Source organism: Acinetobacter sp. AB03 (assembly GCF_058107045.1).
In genome coordinates this window covers 1790741-1806270 of the sequence record NZ_JBUEBA010000002.1, presented here as the reverse complement: position 1 = coordinate 1806270, position 15530 = coordinate 1790741, and the positions used below count along the sequence as shown (strand labels likewise).

The window sequence follows — 15530 nt, the reverse complement described above, 5'->3', positions numbered from 1 at the left end:
GTTTTCATATAAGTCGTTGTCTTGATTGTTGATTTACTTATTCTAAAAAGAGATATAGGGGTTATTGTTTGAGCTGTATCCATGCTTTTATTTTTAAGACTACAATTATCAGCAACCACCATAGATTAAGACTTATGAGTGTTCGTAGAACATAAAGAGGGGCTAGCTGATGCTTTTTCCATTGCTCAAAATTCGCTGCGGTCGAGCTATAGGTCATATCTAAGTGCTGCTGACGTGGATTAGCTAATGTGATCTGTTGAATAAACACCTCCTTTTTGGTGTTTTTTAGATTCCAAAAAGTGCGCTCCAAATAGTAAACCTCGACCTGCTTTGCCGTAAATTGGTGACGATGTGATGACTGGTCACATAGTGTTTCAATAGGTACTCCCATCAATGCACAGTTTGCGATCCATAAATGATGCTGTTGTTTAAATTTCAACGTGCTGATTCGTCCTTTACCAACTTCAACGGTGATTTCATCAAAGGTTTTACTCTGAATCTGAGTGGGGATCCAGCTGCTTGGGAAACAAATAAATACAAGCAAATTGAAAATGAGGGGAAATAAAAAGTGTCCAGCCAAAATGACGCTTCGACCAACTGCAGAGCTGTTGAAAGGGGGTGATGATTTCTTGTTGTAACCAATCTAAAGCTGAGCGCAATGTTTGTCCCGTGAAAAGAGGTTTAAAAGTGCTTATTATTGAGCGTGTTATAACTAAAAAATCACGATGCTTCAACTTAAATGATTTTGATTAGGCTCTAAAATTCTGTTGCAATGGTTCTGGTTCATATATTTACATACATCTTTATATTTGGCTCATGAACCAAATATAAAGGCATGTGAGTTGAAGTGTAAGTGATTATTTAGATTTAGTTTTTTTTGGTTTTAAGTCGTTGATGCTCAGAATCAGTATAAAAAGTATCGGGGTTGCAAATACAAATAAACTGACACTGCCCACACCGTGGCCCGTGTATTGAATCAATAAAATTAATGTCGCGGCCAGTACACCAAAAGCCAAATATCGGCAGATTTGATAATGTTCTGCACACTTAGCCAAACGTGACTTTTGAGTTTTAGGGCGCTGCTTATCGCTCACCAGAAATAACACATAGCATGCGAAAGTAATGAGAAGTCCTGAAATCAGGTAGATCATGAATTGGGCTCCTGAACCACAGTATTGGCATATTTTTTCTGAATTTTTTGTACAGCTTTTTGTTGAATGGGCTGGATTTTTTGATGTAAGAAAATAGCCAATATCGCAAGGCTGATGATCATAAGATCAACTCGCAAAAATAACCAATATTCATGTAAGTCATGCACATATTGATGGCTGATTAAATAGTAAAGGTTGAAAATAGGCAAAGATACAACCAGTAAAATGAAGACCTTCAATTGAGTTTTCCAAAGGTGTTGCTGCGGCGTGAGCAATGCAATGACTAAACTAAGTAACCAAGTGCCGAAAAATGCATAAATTTCGTAGTTGGGTTGACCAGCTTCTAACTGAAGTAAACGGTTTGCACAAAGATAACTGAGCATAGCAATCGACAAGCCAATGATGGCAGCCGTATTTAGGCGGTTAACCACATAATGTCCAAAGTGGAAACTTTGTTTCTTATTTTGTAACTGACGTTTTAAGCTCCAGAGTAAAAGCCCAGATGCAATCATGGCACAGCCTAAAAGCCCTGAGAAGAATAACGCAAAGCGTAATAAGGGTTGCGCAAAGTGTGCCATGTGTAAACCATAAACTCCATTATTGAGCGTGGCGATTGCACTATTATTTCGAGTGTCTCCGAGCAGGGCACCAGATTCGCCGTTAAAGCTGAGTTGGGCTTGGTTTCGCGTGATGCTTCGGTCAGTTGACTCAACCAAGTTCACCTGAGCGATATTGGTATTGGGGTGTTTGACCGTAATATTGCCAATTTCTGTTTTACCCCAACGCTGCTCAGATTGTTGTATGAAGTACTCAATCGGTCGCATCGTAGCAGGTGTCGGTTTAGCCTCAGAGCTGATGCTAATATTTCTAATTTCATCAAAATATTGGAACGGTTGCTCTGGGTAAAGTTTCTTCATGCCATTGGGAAGAATGAGATAAAAGAAAATGGCTAAACCAGTGAATGTAATGGTCAGGAAAAAGGGCAAAGCAATGACAGAGGTGACATTGTGAAAGTCTAGATACGAGCGTTGCCCTTTGAAGGCTCTTAGGGTAAAGAATTCGGTGAATATCTTTTTGTGTGTGATGATGCCTGAAATGAGGATGATCAACATTAAGAAGGCCGCAATCGTGACTAAAAGCCTACCGATAAAATAGGGCACACCATACAGCTGATAGTGAAAGCCATAGAAAAACTCACCGCCTTGAGTTGCAGATAAGGTGACTTCTTTACCTGTGTTCGCATCCAAAGTCTTATTTTCGTAGCCACCATCGGCCTTTTGCCAGTAGATTTTATTAACAGGTGAACTAGGACTAGCTACGCCGATATACCAACTTTGCGCATCTGCGGCATTTTTTTGTAAGTATTGATATGCCGACTCCATCGCTGTGTCTTGTTTGACTTGCATGGTGGCAAATTGCGGTTGCATCCATAAATTTATTTCATGACGGTAATAGGTCGCAGCACCTGTTAAAAAAATGGCAAATAATAGCCACCCCAGTGTTAGTCCAAGCCAAGAGTGTAGCCATGCCATTGATTGGCGAACAGATTTTTGCATGGTTTAACCTACGAACTTCAGCAATAGAAAAAAGCAAAGGGAAAGCGAAATGGTTGAAGCGCTTAACTTTTTCAGGGATTGAACACAAAAGCTTACAATGACAAAAATGGTAAAGAAAATAAGAGATAGAAAAGCCGCCAAATAAATGGATTCTGCTTTAGCTAAGTGAGGGTAAAAACTGAGTGTAAGCAGTTCTGATAACATGAATGTACATAAATAGCCTAAGCCAAATGCGATCAAAAACCGGAACATAACGGTTATAGGGTATTTAAGCTGACTTAGGGACATAAAGATCACATGAATGAAGTCATAAAGGGGGCTTAACGTTGTACTCACTCAGCATTGAACCTAAATTTAATTAAGCAAAACACAATCATCTCTATTATGCGTATGAGCAATCTACGTAGCCAAAATACTAGGATTGAGCAGCGTAAATAGAGCAACCAAGCACAGATGAAATTAACGATAATGATTCTCAGTAATTCTATGTTCTAATAGGTCTCTAGTGCAATAATTAAATGATCGAAAATTGAAATTAACTCGACTTTTTTGTGCTCTTCATATGAATCAACTAAGTCACTCATTTTATATCTGCAGCATAAATAGAAAGACTCGACCAATACCCATCCCAAAAGACGCTATGTTATGATGCATGGGTTGAAAAATAAGGAATAATGCTTTGCAAAATCGGAAACTTAAAATTGGAATCGTAGTGGGTGAAGTATCGGGTGATACTTTAGGTGCTAAACTTATTCGCAGTTTTCGTGAGCAAGGAATTGATGCAGAATTTGAGGGTATTGGCGGCCCGCAAATGATTGCAGAAGGTTTCAAGAGCTTTTATCCGATGGATATTTTGTCGGTCATGGGGCTGGTTGAGGTTCTTAAAGACATTAAAAAGCTTTTTGCTGTACGTGATGGACTGGTAGAGAAGTGGACAGCCCATCCTGTCGATGTGTTTATTGGGATTGATGCACCAGACTTTAATCTGCGCCTTTCAAAAAGTTTAAAACAAAAACAACTGCCAATAAAAACCGTGCAGTATGTTAGTCCTTCCGTTTGGGCATGGCGTCAGGGACGGGTTCATGGCATCAAAGCTTCTATTGATTTGGTACTGTGTTTATTTCCGTTTGAAAAAGCATTTTATAAAAAATGGAATGTTCCTGCTGCGTTTGTAGGACACCCCTTGGCCAGCCAATTGCCTTTGGAAAACCCAATTTTACAAGCCAAAGAAGAGCTGGGTTTAGATCTGACCCAAAAGCATATTGCCTTATTGCCGGGAAGTCGACGTGGTGAAATTGAAAAGCTCGGTCCACTGGTTTTAGATGCTGCAAAATTGCTCTACGCCAAATATCCAAACTATCGCTTTGTGATACCAGCAATCAATGATGCACGTAAGCAACAAATCGAAGCTTTGCTTACTCAGTATCCAAAAGCACTGGTCGATCAAATTGACTTGCTTGAAAACTCAGGCACCGAGTCGAAGATTGGGCGTCAAGTTATGAACGCCGCTAATATTGTAGCTTTGGCTTCAGGTACAGCAACTTTAGAAGCTATGCTGTTACACCGACCAATGGTAACCTTCTATAAGTTGAATTGGCTCACCTATCATGTGGTGAAATTCTTGATCAAGATTCAATATTATTCATTGCCGAATATTATTGCAGGCAAGAAAGTGATACAAGAATTAATTCAAAAAGATGCAACACCTGAGAAATTGGCGGCTGAAATTGAAAAATTAATGAATATAGAAACAGCACAGATTCAAGCTATGCAGCACATTACCATGCATAAACAGTTACTTGCAGGTAATAGTGAAAATCCTGTTGAGGCGATTTTAAATCTTTTAGATTAATTCTCTTTAAGACATCGTAATAGTACAGTGAGAAACAACCCAAACGTATTTGGGTTGTTTCTTTTTATTTTAAGGTTTTAGTCCAACAGCCTTGGCACGTGCAGCGTGTAACTTTTTATAACTGTCGATTAAACGTAAGTGACGGTCTAAACCTTCAAGCTTCATACTGGTTTCGGTTAAACCGTAGAAACGAATACGACCTTCAACTGTGCCTATTACTGCATCCATACGTTCATCACCGAACATACGGCGGAAGTTGGCTTCATATTCTTCCAGTTCCATGTCGTCATCCAACATCACTTCGAGCACGACATTCATGCACTGGTAGAACAGGCCACGTTCAACGGTATTGGTGTTGTATTGTAAGAATGCTTCAACCAAGTCTTTTGCTTCCTCAAACTGCTCTAATGCAAGATAGATGAGTAGTTTAAGTTCAAGTAGAGTCAATTGACCCCATTCGGTATTGTCATCAAACTCAATCCCGATCAAAGTCTTGATTTCAGTGTAGTCATCCAGTTCACATTCTTCTAAACGTTCAACCAGTGCTTCAAGCTGTTCGTCTTCTAAACGGTGTAAGTTGAGGATATCTTCACGGTAAACTAGCGCTTTGTTGGTGTTATCCCAAACCAAGTCTTCAACCAAGTAGATTTCTGAGTAACCCGGTACCAAGATACGGCAGGCTGTTGCACCCAAATGTTGGTAAATGGCCATATAGACTTCTTTACCCATATTTTCCAAAATACCGAACAGTGCATCAGCTTCATCAGCATTTGAGTTTTGGCCTTGATTGGTAAAGTCCCACTCGACAAAGTCATAGTCCGATTTGGTACTAAAGAAACGCCATGACACCACACCACTTGAGTCAATGAAGTGCTCAACAAAGTTATTGGGTTCAGTGACCGCATTTGAGCTAAATGTTGGGCGAGGTAAGTCGTTCAGACCTTCAAAGCTACGACCTTGTAATAGCTCGGTTAAGCTACGCTCAAGCGCAACTTCAAAGCTTGGGTGTGCACCGAAAGAGGCGAATACACCACCTGTACGTGGGTTCATTAACGTCACACACATTACAGGGTATTGACCGCCTAGAGAGGCATCTTTCACAAGTACAGGGAAACCTTGCTCTTCTAAACCTTGAATACCTGCTAAAATGCTAGGATATTTCGCTAAAACCTCTTGTGGTACATCTGGTAGGGTCAGTTCACCTTCCAAAATTTCACGTTTTACCGCACGCTCAAAAATTTCAGACAAACACTGTACTTGTGCTTCAGCTAAGGTGTTTCCTGCACTCATCCCGTTACTAAGGTATAAGTTTTCAATCAAGTTTGATGGGAAGTAAACTACCTCAGCATCAGACTGGCGAACAAAAGGTAAAGAGCAAATACCGCGCTCAGTTTTCCCCGAATTGGTGTCGTATAAATGCGTACCTAACAGTTCTTCTTCAGGGTCATAAATTTCAAGGGTGTACTCATCCAGTACACCTTCAGGCATTTCACCATTTGGACCTGGCATGAACCATTTTTCATCTGGATAGTGCACAAACTCAGCATTTGCAATGTCTTCACCCCAGAACTGGTCGTTATAGAAGAAGTTACAGTTCAGACGTTCAATGAACTCACCCAGCGCAGAAGCTAAAGCACTTTCTTTGCTTGACCCTTTACCGTTGGTAAAACACATTGGTGATTGAGCATCACGAATATGTAAAGACCACACATTTGGCACAATGTTACGCCAAGAGGCAATCTCAATTTTCATGCCTAGGCTAGCCAAAATACCTGACATATTGGCAATGGTTTCTTCTAAAGGCAGGTCTTTACCTGCAATGATGGTGCTGGTTTCAGAAGCAAGGCTTGGAATAAGTAGGGCTTGAGCGTCAGCATCAATGCTTTCCACTTCTTCAATAATAAACTCAGGGCCTGTTTGAATCACTTTCTTAACCGTACAACGGTCGATAGAGCGCAAAATGCCTTGGCGATCTTTTTCTGAAATGTCTGCTGGGAGCTCAACTTGAATTTTGAAGATTTGTTTATAGCGGTTTTCAGGGTCAACAATGTTGTTTTGTGACAAACGAATGTTGTCAGTTGGAATGTCACGTGCCAAACAATACACTTTGACAAAATAAGCTGCGCAAAGCGCAGAAGATGCTAAAAAATAGTCAAATGGACCGGGTGCAGAGCCATCACCTTTGTAGCGAATCGGTTGATCGGCAATGACTGTAAAATCATCGAACTTCGCTTCTTGGCGAAGATTATCGAGATAATTAACCTTGATTTCCATGCTGGCACCTAAATTTTCTTATATGTCAGCATGGACATACAAGAGATAAAATATTGAAAAATAAGCCGAATCACGGATGAAAACTGGACTTAAAAAAGTGTGGCTAGAGCGAAAAAGAACAAACAAGCAGTGGTTTGAAGCCATCTCTAGCAAGGATGCGGGATATTATAGTGTGATTTTCACAAGATGCTAATCTTTGTCTGCAAGTTCAGGGTATTTATCTCGACGGACAAAGACATAAGCTGAGAGAAGATTGCTATTAAACCATTAAGAACGAGCATTTTAAGTTGGGTTTGGATGATTTCTATATTGGCTTGGGCTCATTTGATACTGTCGTTTAAAGCTTTGGCTAAAAGCCGTTTCTGAGTTGTATCCGACCCGATGTGCAATTTGTTGAATGCTACCTTGTCCATTACGCAGGTATTGGGCGGCTAAACGCAGACGGTGTTGCTGCAAATAAGCCAAAGGGCTGGTGCCTAAAATTTGGCTAAACAATGTGGCGAATTTAGACCGTGACATACAACACTGTTCTGCAAGGGACTCAACCGTCCAAGGCTGTGCAGGTTCCGCATGAATTTTTGCAAGAGCATTGGATAGTTCAGGATGAGATAAAGCACTCAGCCAATTGTTCGAGTCTTGCAGCGCATCAATATAATCACGTACACATTCAATTAATAAAATACTCACCAAATGATCCAAAATTTTGTCACGACCCGGGCGTATGCGTTGGACTTCTAGAGCGAGAAACTGCAGCCCAATTTGTAACCATTCAGGTACTGTGCTGAGATCTTTATGTTGAAGGTGAATAAACGCGGGTAAGGCCTGTACTAAAGGACGCGCCATAATAGGGTCCATATGTGCATGTAAGGCCAAGATCACGTTTTTTTGTTGTGTCGCATCACTGCCAAAAGAGACTTCTTTGTGTTGGTTTTGGGCAAATAAGTCAGAAATATCGAATACTTCCAATAGTTGGTTGGTGGTTGAGGATCGACACTCATGACTTGGCCCCGAAGGGAGTAAGATCAAGTCGCCCACTTCAGCAACAATAATTTGCTTAGTATCTAAACAAATAGTGAGTTGTCCTTGAAGTACCGCATAGGCCATCATGGTTGATTGTTCGGTATAGCGAAAAGACCACTCACCATGAGGTTTAAGGTAGAGGTACTCAGATTGGTTGAGGTGTATATCTTCAAAAATTTTACTTAAAGCATCCATACTTTACGATTTCTAGTCTTTATATCTTAGGCTTAATATTTGATTTAGGGTCAATTTAAGTCATTTCAGGCCAAGGACGATTACGCTGTTTTCTTGGACGTTAGCAACTGTTCTTTATGTCCCATTTCTAGAAATATAAAGGCATAACAAGAAAATTGGAAGAATGGTAATGAATGCATCAGTGAAAATGACGAATGCTAGCGTGGTCGTCAAAAATGCAGCAGGGATCGATAAAAAGCGTTTTGGCTGGTTATTGAGTCCTGGGCTTCCTGTGATTGGCATGGGCATTTTAGCGGGCTATCATTTTGGCCCGAAACCCACCGAGAAAATCTTCGCTTTGGGTGGGCCGCTGTTACTGCATGTCATTATTCCTGCGGTAGATGGTCTGGTCGGTGCAGATGAAAATAATCCTTCGGATGATGAAATTAAGGTCTTGGTAAATGACCCGTACTATGACCGTATTGTGAAATTGTTCATTCCGCTACAAATGGCAGCCAATTTGTTTGCAGGTTATGTGGTGACTCGCCAAAATGTATCAATGCTCGACCAAATATTATTGGGCGTTTCCATGGGGGCAATTAATGGAGTAGCGGTAAATACAGCACATGAGCTGTGCCACCGTCCTAAAAAATCAGATCATTATTGGTCGCATATGACTTTAGCGCCGTTGGTCTACAACCATTTCCGCATTGAGCACCCTTATGGGCATCATAAACGTGCTGCAACACCAGAAGACCCTGCTTCATCGAAAATGGGGGAGACTTTTTATGAGTTTTGGCCGCGTACCGTTTTCGGCGGGTTGAAGTCGGCTGTTGAAATTGAACATAAACGCCTAAAACGAAAAGGTCTGTCTTTCTTCTCCAAAGAAAATGAACTGTTTCATGGATGGGCGATGAGTGCTGGTTTTCATGCAGTCATGTTGAAATTGTTTGGTAAAAAAGTGACGCCATATCTGGTGACACAAGCATTTTATGGCGTGAGTCTGTTTGAAATTATTAATTATATCGAACACTATGGTTTAAAGCGTAGCCAAAAAGAAGATGGCAGCTATGCGCGAACCATGCCAGAACACAGCTGGAATAATAACAACATTGTGACTAACTTATTCTTATACCAGTTACAACGCCATTCAGATCATCATGCCTATCCAACCCGCCCATTTCAGGCCTTAAGACATTTTGATGAAGCCCCTGAGCTACCGAGTGGTTATGCCACGATGTTAATTCCAGCGTTAATTCCAAAGCTGTGGTTTAAAATGATGGATCAACGAGTGTTTGATCATTACGAAGGTGATTTGACCAAAGCCAATATCTTGCCAAAGCGCCGTGCTCAAATCTTCAAAAAATTTGGATTAAGTGCTGACTAAACTGTGATATTTCAGCGATAACAAGCTGCATACATAGTTTACATCGAACTTACAGTCATTGATTGGTTGAGTGCCTGTAAGTTCGATGATCATGATAGGCGTACCGCTAAACTTTCTTTTTGAATAGGCATATAATGCTGAGTATGTAGTGAATATATTGAACAGAAATGACACCTGCAACCAAACTTTTAAAAGCCAATAAAATCGATTTTTCTATTCATGAATATGAACATGATGCCAATGCAAAAAGCTTTGGGCTTGAAGCCGCAGAAAAATTAAATCTACGTGTCGAAGAGGTGTTTAAAACACTGTTAGTGACCGATGAAAAAAACTATTTTGTTGCGATTCTTCCTGTACACCATCAGTTAAACTTGAAAAAAGTTGCACAGGCAGTGGGGGCAAAAAAACTAAAAATGTCCGACCCTAAAGATGCAGAACGACTGACAGGTTATTTGGTCGGTGGGATTAGTCCTGTTGGACAGAAAAAAAGGTTAAAAACCGTGATCGATCAAAGCGCACAACAGTTGGAGAAACTATATGTCAGTGGGGGGAAGCGCGGCTTAGATATCGGTTTAAAACCACAGGATTTAGCAAAAGTACTTTCAGCTACTTTTGCTGATGTACTGGATCAATAAAGAACATTGAAGTCTTCACTTCTTCGTCCCTATTTGATTTAAGCCTTGAGCTCTTTTGAGTATTAATTTGAGCACAAATGAAAGCCCATTCAGTCACCTGAATGGGCTTTTCCTTATGAAATATAGGGAAATTTTATAGTTCGAATCAATTATAAATTCATAAACTATCATTTAAAGCTATGGTGTAATTTCGTATAGGCTTTATTAGAAAAACTGATTAAATTTTTAAAATTATTAAAAAACAATAATATATGTTGGTGTAGTGCGTATATTTCCAAAAGTAAACAAAATTGCAAAGATAAATGATAATAATTACTATTAACATGATTTTTGCAGCGTTGGCCAACGTGAACACCTTTAAGAAACATAATTACATGAAATGAGCTTGGAATAAGCTTTAAAAAGAGGAAATGGTCAGATGAAAGAGCTAGCCAATCGCTTGGCGATGCAGCATCTTGTCAATGCATACTCACAAGAAACAGGCAAGGTAAGCTTGTTTGAGAAGTATCAACAAAATTCAACTCAACTCGCGTTTAGCCAAGGTTTGACGCTGTTATCTTTGCCGCTTAGTTTAATCCAAGCACAGCTTTTTGTTCCGTTGAGCTATGTCAGTCGTGTTGGGCGACATCGTATTGCGGATTTACCGCAAATTTTTCAAAAAGGCCAAAAGCTTAACTTTAGCGCAGCAGCCATGGTCAGTCTGTTACTAGAAGAGTTAGTGCAACAATCTGAAGGCCATGTCGATGCAGCATCGTTGGTTGAACGTTGGATTCAAAGTCGTGACGCATTACAACAGTTTTTAAATATTCGGGCAGAAGATTTTGATGCTCTCGTACAGGCTGAGCAAGGTTTCATAGAGTCTGAACAGGCTTTGGTTTTAGGTCATAGCATGCATCCTGCACCGAAAAGCCGAACAGGTTTTGTCCATGAGGACTGGCAAAAATATTCACCTGAAGCTTGTGGTCAGACCCAGCTGCATTATTGGTTGGTGGCACCTGAATATATTGCAGAAGGAACAGCGCTTGAGCAGGCTTTTTCAATACAACTTAAACAACAAATCAAATGGCATTTGTCTGAATCGGAACTTGAAACCTTAGCTGCATATGCACATTACAAATTGCTACCACTGCATCCATGGCAAGCCCGCTATTTACAAAGTAAAGCATGGTTTAAAAGTTTAAAGGCTAAACTGAAAATCATCGATTTAGGTGAAAAAGCATGGATATTTTCTCCAACCACTTCTGTACGTACTTTGGCGAGCTTTAACGCGCCGTGGATGTTAAAACCATCGCTTTCAGTGATGATTACCAATTCTATCCGCGTCAATTTAGCAAAAGAATGTCACCGTGGTGAAATGACGCATCGACTTTGGCACAGTGAATTGGGTCGAGATATTTTAAAACAATGTCCAACTCTAAAAGCGGTGAATGATCCGGCGTGGATTGCTCTTCAGTTGGATGGTGAAATCATCGATGAAACGATTTGTATTGTGCGTGATCAGCCTTTTATTCCCGAACAGCAAGTCACGTGTATTGCTTCATTGTGTCAGGATCATCCCGTAGAAGAACGTAATCGTTTTAATGCATTATTTGATCAAATTGCTTCTCAACAAAAGTTAAATGATAAAGCACAAATCGCTCATGATTGGTTTAAGACCTTTTTAAACATCAGTCTGAGGCCACTCATGTACGTCTACCATCGTTATGGTATGGCCTTTGAGTCACATCAGCAAAATGTCTTGGTTGAATTGAAAGATGGCTGGCCACAGTGGCTATGGCTACGGGACAATCAAGGTTTTTATTATATCGAAGAATTCGCAGATGAAATTTTACAACAATTTCCAGAACTGCATGATAAAGCCCATGCAGTAGGCTCCAAGACTTTTGTCGATGAGCGCTTTAGTTATTATTTCTTTGGCAATACCTTGTTTGGCATCATCAATGCCATCGGTGCAACAGGTTTTGTTAGTGAGCAAGATTTACTGTCTGTTTTACAGCAACACCTCTTTGACCTGTTGAAGCAATATCCAGAGAGTAGTTTGATTCAAAGTCTGTTGTATCAACCGACGCTGCCTTATAAGGGTAACTTACTGACCCGTTTATATGAACTGGATGAATTGATTGCACCCGTTGAAAATCAGTCTGTCTATATTCAGATAGCCAATCCGCTATATATCAAACAAGAGGATGCCCTCTATGCTTGATTTTATTGCGATTGGCCTTGGGCCATTTAACTTAAGCCTAGCCAGTTTGTTACATGAAAAGACTGATTTGCACTATCTATTTTTTGAAAAAAAAGCGCAGTTCGACTGGCATGCAGGTATGCAACTTCCCAATACGGTCTTGCAAGTTCCATTCATGGCGGATTTGGTGTCGATGGTCGATCCGACCAGTCCGTTAAGTTTTTTGAATTACCTAAAATCACAGCAGCGCTTATATAAGTTCTACTTCCTTGAGCAGCCTCATATTCCGCGCCGTGAATATAACCATTATTGCCAATGGGTGGCAGATCAACTGGGTCATATACAGTACCAATCGACGGTGAAGGCCATTTATGCCAAAAGCGAAGGTTTTGAGGTGGTGGTTGAGCAAGGTGGCCGTTTTATTCGTTACTTGTGTCGAAACTTGGTGATTGGTTCGGGCAACCAGCCTTATTTGCCTGAATGTCTGCGTAAGTTACAACAACAAGTCCCTGAAAAATGTATTCATTCAGCAGAGTACTTAACCCATAAAAAAAGCAAGCTCAAAGGCAATGTCATAGTTTTAGGCTCAGGACAGTCTTCTGCTGAAGTCTTTTTAGATTTGTTTGATCAGCAGTATCAACATGACTGTGTGCCAACGGCTGACTTTAAGCTGCATTGGCTGACACGTTCCAACGGTTTTTTCCCGATGGAATATGCACCATTGGGCTTGGAACATTTTAGTCCGAACTATACCCAACATTTTTATAGACTCTCAGAAACACAAAAAGCAGCGCAGTTAAAAGATCAGGCCTTGCTGTACAAAGGCATTAGTGCCAAAACCATACGTGAGATTTACCAAAAACTTTACCACCGTAGTATTGCCTCTGCTACACAAGCAACACATTTGCATGCACAAATTCAGTTGCTTGATGCTGAGTTACTGGAAAGTCAGCAGATTCGCTTGAGCCTTGAACATACCGTAACCGAGCAACGTTTTTATATGGATGTTGATTTTGTAGTGGCATCTACAGGTTATTACAGCCCTGAGTTTTCATTTTTAAAATACTTAAAGCCCTTGATTACAACAGATCAAGCCGGGCGTTGGAAAGTGAGCCAAGACTATCGCTTGCAGCATACAGCAATGGGTGAAATTTATGTGCAAAACCAAGAAATGCACAGTCATGGTGTAGGTACACCAGATTTAGGCCTAGGCGCATTTCGTGCTGCGACCATCGCCAATCAACTACTGGGTTATCAGCTTTATGAGCTGGACAGCAATGAACAGACGTTTCAGCATTTCAGTGCTGAGCAGAACCCTGAAATGTATGTGCAGCATGACACATCCACTACACGAATAGCTGTTTTAGCACCATCGATTCCTAAATCAAAAAATATTGAGCAGCGCAAAATACAAACAGGGTCACATCCCTCTATGCAGCCTTATACATTCGAGAAAATCATATGAGCTTTGCACAACTTCAAGTGAATCAGAAACAGTGGCGCTTGGCAGGACAGCGCTTAATTGAAATGGCGATTGCTGAATTTTTATATGAAGAAATTATTCAAGTGACCCATTTAAAGGATAATCGTTATCAGCTCATGTTGGATGATCAAATCTATACTTTTAAAGCACAAAACTATTTATTGGGACATTGGCAGATTGAGGAGGGTTCAGTACGTGAGTTGAGCGTGGCTGAAGACCTGCCTGCATGGAACTTACATACTTTTATTCGCGCGTTTTCAAATCAAACCGAAGTTAAGCCTTTTACCAAGGCATATTTGATCAAAGAAATGAACAATACATGGTTAGCCGAGGCACATTTATTTGATGAAAGTCGTTTAAGCAGTGAAGCAGCATTGACGGCATCGCATCATGAAATTGAAGGTATGCTCCGTGGTCATCCGTGGTTGATTATGAGCAAAGGCCGTATGGGTTTTGGTTATGACGATTACTTAAGTGCAGCTCCTGAACTTTCGCCAACGGTAAACGTGCTGTGGCTCGCGGTGCATCGTGATTTGGCAGAGTTCCGTTCTACCGAGGAGTGGCAAGCAGGAACACTCTACCAACATGAGTTGGATGCAGAAGAGTTAGAGAGCTTTGAACAACAGTTACATGAAAGAGGCTGCTCTTGTCGTGACTATTTCCTTATTCCAGTACATGCATGGCAGTGGCATCAATGGTTAGTACCAACCTATGCCAATGAAATCGTGGATCAGCGCATTATTGAATTAGGCGTTGGGCAAGATGATTATGTACCTATGCAGTCGATTCGTACGCTTTGCAACATCAGTCAGCCTGAGCGTCATTATGTCAAATTACCTGTCAGTATCTTCAATACTGCGGTGTATCGTGGGTTGCCGTCTAAACGAAACTTAGCAGCTCCAGCCGTCACAGCTTGGTTAAAGCAGATTCAATCTCAAGATTCAGACTTGAAACAGTCAGGCGTTGCATTCTTAGGTGAAGTGGCAACCTTGACCATTCATCAGCCATGTTTTGATCAGATTGAAGGTGCACCGTATCAGTTTAAAGAACTTTTTGGATGCTTATGGCGTGAAAGTGTAGATCCAGTGATTGGAACAGGTGAACAGGCACTTTCTCAAGCGGCTTTATTACATCGAGACATCAACGGACAGTCAATATTGGCTGTGTTGATTCAGGCGTCGGGTTTGAGTCCATTACAGTGGTTAAAACGCTTTACCGAGGTATCGGTCACTCCACTCTTAATCTGCTTGTACAAATATGGCTTGGCTTTTTCTCCACATGGGGAAAACACCATGCTCATTCATGCCAATGGCGTACCGCAGAAAATGGTGCTGAAAGACTTTATTGATGATGTCAATTTGGTTGATGAAGACTTCCCAGAATTAGCCAGTTTACCTATCGAAGGGCAAATTTTACTGCGTCATCCTGCACATGAACTCAGTCATTTTATTTTCACTGGGCTGTTTATGGTGCACTACCGTCATATCTGTAATGTATTTTTACAAGACTACCCTGAGCATAGCGAAGTTGAATTTTGGCAAACCATTTCATTGGTCATTGATACTTTCCATCAGGCGCATCCAGAGTTGGCAGAACGCATTGAAAAATTTGCCATGTTTAGAGCCGAATTTGAAAAAATTTGTTTAAACCGAGTGCGTCTATTTACCACCAGTTATAACGATGAAGCAGAACGTCCTGTCCCGGTATTTTTAGATCCAATTGCCAATCCTGTCAGCCCTGAAACCTTAAAACGATGGTCAGAGCAGGTATCTAAGTCAACTGGCGATACAACCACAAAGCGTATTGCATCATAAAA

11 protein-coding genes are annotated in these 15530 nt (G+C 40.8%); 6 read left to right on the top strand and 5 right to left on the bottom strand.

Translation table 11 applies throughout. The annotated features are described in order from the left end of the window. Positions 1-61: 61 nt before the first annotated feature. The 3 genes from ACY3FQ_RS09230 to ACY3FQ_RS09220 form a co-directional block, all read right to left on the bottom strand. Positions 62-580: a hypothetical protein gene (locus ACY3FQ_RS09230; protein WP_236769437.1), complete on the bottom strand. Its 519-nt coding sequence runs from the start codon at positions 578-580 to the stop codon at positions 62-64. A gap of 277 nt (positions 581-857) precedes the next feature. Beyond that, a complete protein-coding gene (locus tag ACY3FQ_RS09225; RefSeq protein WP_348960200.1) occupies positions 858-1151 on the bottom strand; it encodes a hypothetical protein in 294 nt (97 codons plus the stop codon). Beyond that, positions 1148-2707 carry a PepSY-associated TM helix domain-containing protein gene (locus ACY3FQ_RS09220; protein WP_348960201.1) on the bottom strand — a complete coding sequence of 520 codons (1560 nt, stop codon included), beginning with the start codon at positions 2705-2707 and terminating at the stop codon, positions 1148-1150. Before ACY3FQ_RS09220 ends, ACY3FQ_RS09225 begins: the two co-directional genes overlap by 4 nt. 679 nt (positions 2708-3386) lie before the next feature. Between ACY3FQ_RS09220 and lpxB the strand changes: the two genes are divergently transcribed. After that, a complete protein-coding gene (gene lpxB, locus ACY3FQ_RS09215; RefSeq protein WP_125280960.1) occupies positions 3387-4559 on the top strand; it encodes a lipid-A-disaccharide synthase in 1173 nt (390 codons plus the stop codon). Between the two features lie 69 nt (positions 4560-4628). Here the strand turns inward: lpxB and ACY3FQ_RS09210 are convergent, their stop codons facing one another. Next, entirely contained in the window at positions 4629-6833 is a 2205-nt protein-coding gene (locus ACY3FQ_RS09210; protein WP_279739775.1) for an OsmC domain/YcaO domain-containing protein, read from the bottom strand. 282 nt (positions 6834-7115) lie between these two features. Next, the gene (locus tag ACY3FQ_RS09205) at positions 7116-8048 is read right to left on the bottom strand and encodes a helix-turn-helix transcriptional regulator (RefSeq protein WP_279739776.1); all 933 of its coding nucleotides are present in this window, start codon (positions 8046-8048) and stop codon (positions 7116-7118) included. A 169-nt stretch (positions 8049-8217) separates the two neighbouring features. Here ACY3FQ_RS09205 and ACY3FQ_RS09200 point away from each other — a divergent pair, with 169 nt between their 5' ends. From ACY3FQ_RS09200 to ACY3FQ_RS09180, 5 genes are all read left to right on the top strand, one after another. Continuing rightward, positions 8218-9414, top strand: coding sequence for an alkane 1-monooxygenase (locus tag ACY3FQ_RS09200; RefSeq protein WP_489773923.1), 1197 nt, complete (start codon positions 8218-8220; stop codon positions 9412-9414). Between the two features lie 167 nt (positions 9415-9581). Next, positions 9582-10049: a Cys-tRNA(Pro) deacylase gene (ybaK, locus tag ACY3FQ_RS09195; protein WP_010326609.1), complete on the top strand. Its 468-nt coding sequence runs from the start codon at positions 9582-9584 to the stop codon at positions 10047-10049. Positions 10050-10467: 418 nt separating this feature from the next. Next, positions 10468-12252, top strand: a complete 1785-nt coding sequence (locus tag ACY3FQ_RS09190; protein ID WP_489773922.1) for an IucA/IucC family protein — start codon at positions 10468-10470, stop codon at positions 12250-12252. Continuing rightward, positions 12245-13696 (top strand): lysine N(6)-hydroxylase/L-ornithine N(5)-oxygenase family protein, encoded by a 1452-nt coding sequence (locus tag ACY3FQ_RS09185; RefSeq protein WP_489773920.1) that lies wholly within the window; start codon positions 12245-12247, stop codon positions 13694-13696. The genes ACY3FQ_RS09190 and ACY3FQ_RS09185 overlap by 8 nt, the downstream gene beginning before the upstream one ends. After that, a complete protein-coding gene (locus tag ACY3FQ_RS09180) occupies positions 13693-15528 on the top strand; it encodes an IucA/IucC family protein (RefSeq protein ID WP_489773919.1) in 1836 nt (611 codons plus the stop codon). The genes ACY3FQ_RS09185 and ACY3FQ_RS09180 overlap by 4 nt, the downstream gene beginning before the upstream one ends. The last annotated feature ends 2 nt before the right edge of the window (positions 15529-15530 follow it).

Coding starts and splice junctions, on each gene's coding strand:
- ACY3FQ_RS09225 (WP_348960200.1), bottom strand. CDS start 1,151: ATGATCTACCTGATTTCAGGACTTCTCATTACTTTCGCATGCTATGTG.
- ACY3FQ_RS09220 (WP_348960201.1), bottom strand. CDS start 2,707: ATGCAAAAATCTGTTCGCCAATCAATGGCATGGCTACACTCTTGGCTT.
- ACY3FQ_RS09210 (WP_279739775.1), bottom strand. CDS start 6,833: ATGGAAATCAAGGTTAATTATCTCGATAATCTTCGCCAAGAAGCGAAG.
- ACY3FQ_RS09205 (WP_279739776.1), bottom strand. CDS start 8,048: ATGGATGCTTTAAGTAAAATTTTTGAAGATATACACCTCAACCAATCT.
- ACY3FQ_RS09200 (WP_489773923.1), top strand. CDS start 8,218: ATGAATGCATCAGTGAAAATGACGAATGCTAGCGTGGTCGTCAAAAAT.
- ybaK (WP_010326609.1), top strand. CDS start 9,582: ATGACACCTGCAACCAAACTTTTAAAAGCCAATAAAATCGATTTTTCT.
- ACY3FQ_RS09190 (WP_489773922.1), top strand. CDS start 10,468: ATGAAAGAGCTAGCCAATCGCTTGGCGATGCAGCATCTTGTCAATGCA.
- ACY3FQ_RS09185 (WP_489773920.1), top strand. CDS start 12,245: ATGCTTGATTTTATTGCGATTGGCCTTGGGCCATTTAACTTAAGCCTA.
- ACY3FQ_RS09180 (WP_489773919.1), top strand. CDS start 13,693: ATGAGCTTTGCACAACTTCAAGTGAATCAGAAACAGTGGCGCTTGGCA.